Origin of the sequence: uncultured Roseobacter sp., from assembly GCF_947496515.1 — a bacterium.
Lineage (GTDB): Bacteria > Pseudomonadota > Alphaproteobacteria > Rhodobacterales > Rhodobacteraceae > Roseobacter.
This window is the reverse complement of the sequence record NZ_CANMDB010000036.1, coordinates 1-7,199: the sequence shown is the minus strand read 5'-3', so window position 1 is coordinate 7,199 and position 7,199 is coordinate 1. Positions and strand designations below refer to the sequence as shown.

Annotated in this window: 10 protein-coding genes; 7 read left to right on the top strand and 3 right to left on the bottom strand. The window is 62.7% G+C overall.

The genetic code is table 11. From position 1 onward, the window contains the following. Positions 1–283 precede the first annotated feature (283 nt). Positions 284–856, bottom strand: a complete 573-nt coding sequence (locus Q1A53_RS23145; RefSeq protein WP_299971706.1) for a TetR/AcrR family transcriptional regulator — start codon at positions 854–856, stop codon at positions 284–286. 95 nt (positions 857–951) lie between these two features. Between Q1A53_RS23145 and Q1A53_RS23140 the strand changes: the two genes are divergently transcribed. The 4 genes from Q1A53_RS23140 to Q1A53_RS23125 are packed head-to-tail and all read left to right on the top strand — an operon-like array spanning position 952 to position 3,534. Beyond that, positions 952–1,149 carry a tautomerase family protein gene (locus Q1A53_RS23140; RefSeq protein ID WP_298975121.1) on the top strand — a complete coding sequence of 66 codons (198 nt, stop codon included), beginning with the start codon at positions 952–954 and terminating at the stop codon, positions 1,147–1,149. 50 nt (positions 1,150–1,199) lie between these two features. Continuing rightward, positions 1,200–1,721 carry an SRPBCC family protein gene (locus Q1A53_RS23135; protein ID WP_298975120.1) on the top strand — a complete coding sequence of 174 codons (522 nt, stop codon included), beginning with the start codon at positions 1,200–1,202 and terminating at the stop codon, positions 1,719–1,721. A 24-nt stretch (positions 1,722–1,745) separates the two neighbouring features. Continuing rightward, positions 1,746–2,807, top strand: coding sequence for an SRPBCC family protein (locus Q1A53_RS23130; protein ID WP_299971703.1), 1,062 nt, complete (start codon positions 1,746–1,748; stop codon positions 2,805–2,807). Between the two features lies 1 nt (position 2,808). Continuing rightward, entirely contained in the window at positions 2,809–3,534 is a 726-nt protein-coding gene (locus Q1A53_RS23125; RefSeq protein ID WP_299739451.1) for an alpha/beta fold hydrolase, read from the top strand. 28 nt (positions 3,535–3,562) lie between these two features. Here Q1A53_RS23125 and Q1A53_RS23120 read toward each other — a convergent pair whose 3' ends face one another. Then, positions 3,563–4,159 carry a TetR/AcrR family transcriptional regulator gene (locus Q1A53_RS23120; protein WP_298975115.1) on the bottom strand — a complete coding sequence of 199 codons (597 nt, stop codon included), beginning with the start codon at positions 4,157–4,159 and terminating at the stop codon, positions 3,563–3,565. After that, complete coding sequence (locus Q1A53_RS23115; protein ID WP_299971700.1) at positions 4,159–4,815, bottom strand: hypothetical protein; 657 nt, start codon at positions 4,813–4,815, stop codon at positions 4,159–4,161. Before Q1A53_RS23115 ends, Q1A53_RS23120 begins: the two co-directional genes overlap by 1 nt. Positions 4,816–4,926: 111 nt before the next feature. On the opposite strand from Q1A53_RS23115, the gene Q1A53_RS23110 reads away from it, so the two are divergent. The 3 genes from Q1A53_RS23110 to Q1A53_RS23100 are packed head-to-tail and all read left to right on the top strand — an operon-like array spanning position 4,927 to position 6,827. After that, a complete protein-coding gene (locus tag Q1A53_RS23110) occupies positions 4,927–5,883 on the top strand; it encodes an alpha/beta fold hydrolase (protein ID WP_299971698.1) in 957 nt (318 codons plus the stop codon). 3 nt (positions 5,884–5,886) lie between these two features. Further along, on the top strand, positions 5,887–6,345 hold the full coding sequence (locus Q1A53_RS23105) for an SRPBCC family protein (protein WP_298975109.1): 459 nt from the start codon (positions 5,887–5,889) through the stop codon (positions 6,343–6,345). A gap of 35 nt (positions 6,346–6,380) precedes the next feature. Beyond that, a complete protein-coding gene (locus Q1A53_RS23100) occupies positions 6,381–6,827 on the top strand; it encodes an SRPBCC family protein (protein WP_298975107.1) in 447 nt (148 codons plus the stop codon). Positions 6,828–7,199: the final 372 nt, after the last annotated feature.

The window sequence follows — 7,199 nt, the reverse complement described above, 5'->3', positions numbered from 1 at the left end:
TTCCTCCTTGTCAGATTTATCGCCGCTGCAGCTCACGCTGACAGCAGCCACAAACCTTAGACAAAACGGCCGTTCAACTTCTTCCAGTAAGGGTCCGCTTTGCATGCTTCGCGAACGTAGAAATCACGCCGAAGAACATCCATATCTCGCGTGAAGGGCGGACACAAAGCCATGGGAGTCCCAGTCGCGACGGTCTGCCATCGATCACTTCGCCGGCTTCCGGTGCTGTCTACCTGTCGGACCGTGAGAGGTATCGTTAGTGTGATAAGCGACTGGCGGGATTCTATCCCTTCCAACCGTCAATGGTCTCAACTGCCACCTGTGCCATCGGCGCCGCTGCAATGGTCGAGCCCATAAGGCGGATCTGGCTGAGCGCACCCCAAAGCAGCCCGAGAAGGAACTCCGCTTTGCCACGCGGATCGCTCACGCCGTCCGCTTCAGCGGCGGCGTGGAAGGCATCGAACCACATCGTTCGGTAGGCCTCGACAGCCTCGCGAATTTTCGGGCTCGCACGACCCAGCTCGAAGACCGTGTTGACCATCAGGCATCCACAGTTCGTCACGTCTTCCTCGTTCTCCGTCGGCTGCGCGAGGCCCTGAAACATCATCTGCGCAGCTTCCAAGCGTGGCGGGTCGAAGACCTGCCCGATCACCCCGCGGGCCATCTCGCTATAGGTAGCGAGCACCCGCAGGAAGATATCCTCCTTGTCGCCAAAGACATTGGCGATGCCGCGCACGCCGATGCCAGTTGCTTCCTCCAGCATTCGCGTGGTGGTCGCGTCATAGCCGTGGCGCCAGAACACCTGCACCATCTTTTGCAAGGCTTCGTCTTCGTCGAAATTCCGGGGTCTGGCCATTATTTTACATCAACTGTTGCATTATGCATCACCTCATGCAATATACATCGCACGATGCAAAAAACCATACCCATCGTGAGCCAAAGGAGAAAACTATGCCAACCATCCGTGTCACCGTCCCGAAAGCCGCTTGGTCAAAGGACGAGAAAGCCCAGATCGTCGCCAAGCTGACCGACGGGCTCAACGCCGTCGCCAGCGATGCCGGCAAGGGCGACATCAAACCATACATCAACGTCCATATCGAAGAGACCGCCGAGGGCGGCTACGCGATGGGCGGTAACGTGGTCGCCTGAGCCTGTACGGTGGCCTTTCTGGCCACCGCGTTTCTCAAAGGAGCAAGACTATGAAGATCAAGAAAACACTGACCGTCAACGCCCCGCCCGATGCGGTGTGGGATATCTTGGGGCCGAACTACGTCCGCGCGGGCGACTGGGCTTCGAGCGTCTATGTCTCTGGCGCGCGGCCCGGCACGCCCAAGATCGCGGGCGCACCTGCGGCGGGGCGGACCTGCGAAACCTCGCTTGGACCCTTCACGGAGACCATCGAAGCCTATGACGAAGCGCGCCGCCATGTGGCCTATTCGGCCACCGGCGACAAGATGCCTAGCTTTATGAAAGGTCTGCGCAATGCCTGGACGGTGCGACCGAAAGGCGGCGTCAGCGAGGTCGAAATGGAGTTGAACGCGGACATCGCCTTCCCTTTCAACATCCTGATGGCCCCCATGATGAAGATGCAATTCGGCAAGGTTCTGCGCGAGGCAACCGAAGAGCTGAAGCACTATGCGGAAACCGGAAAACCGCACCCGCGCAAGCTGAAGGCCGACAGCAGCAAGAAGGCGGTCGCCGCACGCGCCGCCACCGCCTGACACCCCAACCCCAAAGGAAAAGTCATGAAACATCTTTCGACTGTGGCTTCGGCCGCACTGATCTCGCTCGCCCTGGCGCAAGGTGCCGTGGCCCAGGACATGCCACCGCGCGCCATCGGTTCGCTCGACGTCGATGCGGCCACGACAGCGCCGCTGCAAGTAACGCGCAGCGTTCATCTCGACGCCGCCCCCGAAACGATCTTTGCTACGATTGCCGACAATGAGAACTGGGTAAGTTGGTTCGATAGCCTTGAGAGCGTCGAGGGGCAGGACGGCTCTCGCACCTTTACCTTTACCGGCGGTCAGGGGGCGCTGACCGAGAACATCGTCGCCTTCGACGAGCCGAGCGTGTTTGCCTGGTCGATCAGCGAGGGCAATCCGCTGGGACTCGAAAACCATCTTGGTGCGCTGCATGTGATGCCCGACGCGGAGGACGGCGAAGGCTCGGTCGTGAGCCTTTCGGTCTTCTACAACCATCCCAACCTTGCGGGGATCGCGCCGGTGACCGAAGGCGGCGGAGCGACGATCACTGATGCGCTGGTTTCCGTTCATGGTGGTTCGGTCACGCAAGAGGTCTTTGGCACCGACAAGATCACCATCCGCACGACTCGCGTGACCGATGCCAGCGTGGCTGAGCTTTGGGGCGTGATGGTCGATGGCTTCGGCGATGTGGCCCAGTGGTCCAGCGTGATCTCGGAGGCGACACTCTTCGGCGAGACGGACACGTCGAATGACGGTCTGCTGGGCGTCGGGCGGAAGTGTTTCATTCCAGGCTTCGGTTCCGAGGTGGAAGAACGCGTGGTCGAGGTCAATCGTGAGGCGGGTCGATTTGCCTACGAGGTGCTGGCCGGTCTTCCGCCTTTTGCCTCCAACGGGCTCAGCCAGTGGGAGTTCGAGGACCTTGGGGATGGTACGACGCGTGTAACCTCGACCATCACGATGGATATCGCCGAGGGAACACCGGGCATGGCTCTGGGCATGACCAAGGCGCAGTTCGGCCAGTTGATGACCATGAGCATCGACGAGTTCGTGCACTTCGTCCGGACCGGCGAGCCGCATCCCCGCGAACTGGCAAGCCGTTCGTGACATGCGGGTCGTGACGCTCGCGGTGACGAGCCTTCTTGCGGCGCTTTCGGGCGCCGCAAGCCGTGCCGAGACGGTGGCGATCCCGGATGCAAGAGAGGCCGTCGTTCAGGTGATCTCGCGCGGGGAAGGGGCCGATCCTGCGCTCATCGTAGGCCTGCATGGATACGGGGCCAGCGAGCCGCAGATCGCGACGCTGCTGCCGGTCGAGCTCGATTTTCCGCATGTCTATGTTGCGGTTCGGGCGCCGCTCGCGCTGGAGGACGGTGGCTATGCCTGGTTCCGCTTTGCGGCGGAAGCGGGCGGGGTCGTCATAGCACCAGGCGCGGTCGAGCGCGCGGTGGATGATCTCGCAACCCTGCTGCCGCGGATCGCGGAGGCCACTGGAGCAGCCTCGGACGATATCCATGTCGTCGGATACTCCCAAGGCGGAACGCTCGCCCTGGCGCTTGCGCTGGACCGACCCGAAGCTGTGGCCAGCGTGGCGGCCTTCGCGGGGGCACTGCCAGGTGACCTCGCCACACCACAAGCCACCGCGCCGCTGCCAGTTCTCGCAGCGCACGGGCGACTGGATCCCCTGATCTCCGAACAAGACATCGCGCTGACCCGGGCCATGCTTGCCGCGGCCGGGCGGCGGGTCACCCCGTTTGACGAGGGCGTGCCCCATGTCGTTGGAAACGCGGGCCGGCTGCGGCTGCAGATTTGGCTGGCAGACCGTCTGGCGGACTGAGCAAAACGCCGCCCGTGAGGCGGGGCGCTCAACCCGCGGCCCAGCCCTCCACGGTCCGAACCGCCTCGCGCATAAACGAGTTCCCGCCCGAGGCGTCGCCCGCTGCCCGGTTGAGCACCATTGCCGCCATCACGGCGCCCTTGACGAACTCCGCTGCGGAGGCCGGATCGACATCATCCCGCACCGTTCCGGTCGCGCGGCCCCGGATCAACAACGCCGCGACTTCGTCCCTCAGCGTGTCGAAATGCCGGTCGGTCGCTTCGCGGAGTGGGCCGCTGTCGAGCGATACGTTCTCGATGGTAGTGTTGACCATAAGACAGCCCAGGTGCCTCAGCGTCTCGGGGTGCGGCGCGACCATGCCTTCGAGAACCTCGACGATGGCTTGAGGATCGTCACGCTTGCGAAGGACGTCATAGACATAGGTTTCGGTGTCGCCGGAATAGGACGAGAGCGCTTCAAGCATCAGCCCTTCTTTACCGCCGAATTCGGTGCGGATCGCAAAGCGCCCGAGGCCGGTCTCCTCCTCGATGGCGCGAATGCCAAGCCCCTGATAGCCGTGCTTCCAGAACAGATTGCGCACGCGCTCGACAACCTCTGCACGGTCATAACTTTTTGGACGCGCCATCAGAGACCCTCCACAATGTCTTTCAAGCCCATCGCAAGTCCAGTTCCTGCGACGCGATTGCCATGCGCCGGAAAAAGCTGCGTCGGCTGGTCCCGCTCGATCTGCGCGAGCGCCCAGGCCTTGTAGCGCGGCGGATCGCCAAGGCACATTGTGGCAAAGGCTCCCCGCGCCTTGGGCTCCGTGGCGGGCGCGTCGTCCGTGCCCGCCGGCCCCGCGAACGCGTCGCAGACGGCCCACGCGACGCCGTCCGCCGTTTCCGCGCGGAGCCAGACCTCCGGTGCCTTCAGACCCTCGGGAAAGAGAAACGCAGCACCATCGACGAGTGACGGCATCTTTGCTGATGGTCGAACACCCAGACGTTTCTCCAGCCGGTCGCAGGCACCCTCGGGTGCACAGAGCGATGCCTCTGGAAAAGCATCCATCCATGCCGCGATGCCGAGATGATGACAAGGCGACGGCGCGATGATGGCCGCGACCCCGCCGCGCGCACGGGCCACGTCGACAGCCTCCGAATCGGGCGCAGGGACAGGCGAGTAAAGCGCCAGCGCGCCGTCGGCCAGACGCGCCGCCATCATCCGGGCAGCCCCTCGGCGCGCGGTGAAAAGGTTGGACGATCCGGGCACCAGGCTCAATGGATCAAGGGGTTTGACGGGCAAGGGCAACCTCTTTTGGATTCTGCGTTGACAATCATTTCACTTCATACGTAGTGTTATAGCACTTCATCTGTAGTGATACACAGACTTCACCCTTCCGACCAGAGGAAATCCATGAAACATCTTCTTCTTTCGACCGTGCTCTTGTTCGTGGCAGGGCAGCCCGCCTGGGCTGAAACCCCACGGGAAGCCCATCGCGCAACGCTCGAACGCGCGGACGTTGGCGGGCACGGCATTGCCTATCTTGATCTCGGCGACCCTGCCGATCCTGCTGTCATGCTGCTGCACGGTATCCCGACTTCGTCCTACCTCTATCGGGACGTCGCCCCACAGATCGCCGCTGCGGGTTACCGTGTCATCGCGCCTGACCTTCTGGGCCACGGGGCGTCCGACAGGCCGGACGATATGGCCGCCTACGCGACCGACGCCCGCGCCGTGCGGATGTTCGCGCTGGCCGACATGCTCGGGATCGAGAACTTCGCGCTGGTCCTCCACGACGTTGGCGGCATGACCGGGTGGGCCATGGTCGGGCAGGCACCCGAACGGCTGTCAGCGGTCGTCGCGACCAACACGCTGGCCGGTCTCGATGGCGTCACGCCTGCGCCGCTCGTGATGCAGATGATGGCCGGTCAGGTCTCGCCCACGGACGCCTTCGCGGATCTCGATGACCCGGCTGCGGCGCGAGACATGGCGCAGATGTGGATGGATCAGGGCTATTCCGGCCCCGGCACCGCACCCGCCGAGGAGGTCGATGCCTATGGCGCGGATCTTGTGAGTGCAAGCACCGCCTACGCCGCATTTTTCGGCATGGCCGTCCCAGCTTTCATGCAGGGTGGTGAGGCGCTTACCACTGATCTTGCCGCCTATGACGGACCCACCGCCATCATCTTTGGCGAACAGGATGGCTTCTTTGCAGCCGACATCGTGATCGCCGATCTCGCGGCGAAACTCGGCACGAACGCTGGCGATATCACCCGCCTGCCGGAGACTGGACACTTCCTGCAAGCGCAGGCGCCTGCGGCTTACGTCGCCGCCCTCACTGACTTCCTGAACACTAATCTGGAGAACTAACCCATGGCCAAAGTCACCACCCGCCGCAAAATTGATGCCCCCGCGTCCGAGGTCTGGAAAAGCCTCGACGATTACGGCGGCATCGCGAAATGGAACGAAAACCTCGCCGCTTCGCGCATCCTGCCAGGCAGCGCGGAAACCGGCCTCGGCGCGAAGCGCCAGTGCGATCTCAACGCGGACGGCAGCCAATACCTGCGCGAAACCATCAACCAGTACGAGCCGGGGCGGAAACTCGGCCTCGTCATCGACGACACGACCATGCCGATGAAAGGCGCGACCTGCCTGTTCGAAGTGCGCGAGTTGGGCCCGAACCGGAGCGAGTTGATCTTCACCATGGACTTCAAGCCGCCCATGGGCCCAATCGGGATGCTGATGCTGCCGATGATGAAACCCATGCTGCGCGGCAAGATGGCCAAGGCGCTGGATGGCAACGCGCGTCACGTCGAAGGCGTGATGGCCTGATCGACCGAAATCTCAATACAGATAGGACTGAAAAAATGACCAAGACATCCGCCTCCGTGAGCCTTGCAACCCACATCGACGCACCGCTCGACGCCGTGCGCGCCGCCGTGCACGATCCGGCCTGGAGCAAATGGGTTCCGTTCCTGAAATCCGACACCTGCGAGGGGGACGCCGCCGGATCGGCGCGCGTTTGCGTCATGGCGCATCCCGACCCGCAGCTTGATGGCTACGAATTGCAGGAGACGATCACCGAGAACGACCGCGATGCGGGGCGCTTCGGCTACGCCATTGCCAACCCGCCGTTCCCGGTGGAGAACCTCGGCGGCACCGTCACCACGGAGCAGACCGACGACGGCGTGCTTGCGATCTGGACGGCACATTTCGACGCCGAGCCAGAAGTGCTGGAGGAGGTCCGGCCGATGATGCTGCACTCCTACCATGCGGCCTTTCAGGGCCTCGAGGCCCACGCGACGGTAGGGTGACTTGATCAGGGGCCAGCATCATCGCTGGCCTCAATCGAGGTCCTTTAGAGAACCTTGTTCCGGCAATCCAAGCAGCCCGATTGCCATACTCTCTATTGTAGACTGATTTCGCTAGAGGATTATCTGAGACTACTCCCCATCACCGCTTACTGGCCGCAAACCTCCCAAGACTTAGATGTCGGCTCGTTGGCGCATTGCCGCTATTTGAGCAGAGCGCAGCATTCGGGAGGTATGGGCTCAAACCGGCCATCTGAGGTTTTTAATGGGTCTCGCTTCGCCTTGGAAAGCAACAATGGTCGGCTATGCGGGACAAGGACGAAACCGCTCTCGCGGTATTGGCGCTTGTGGCGGGTTATGCGCACTGAATTTGGC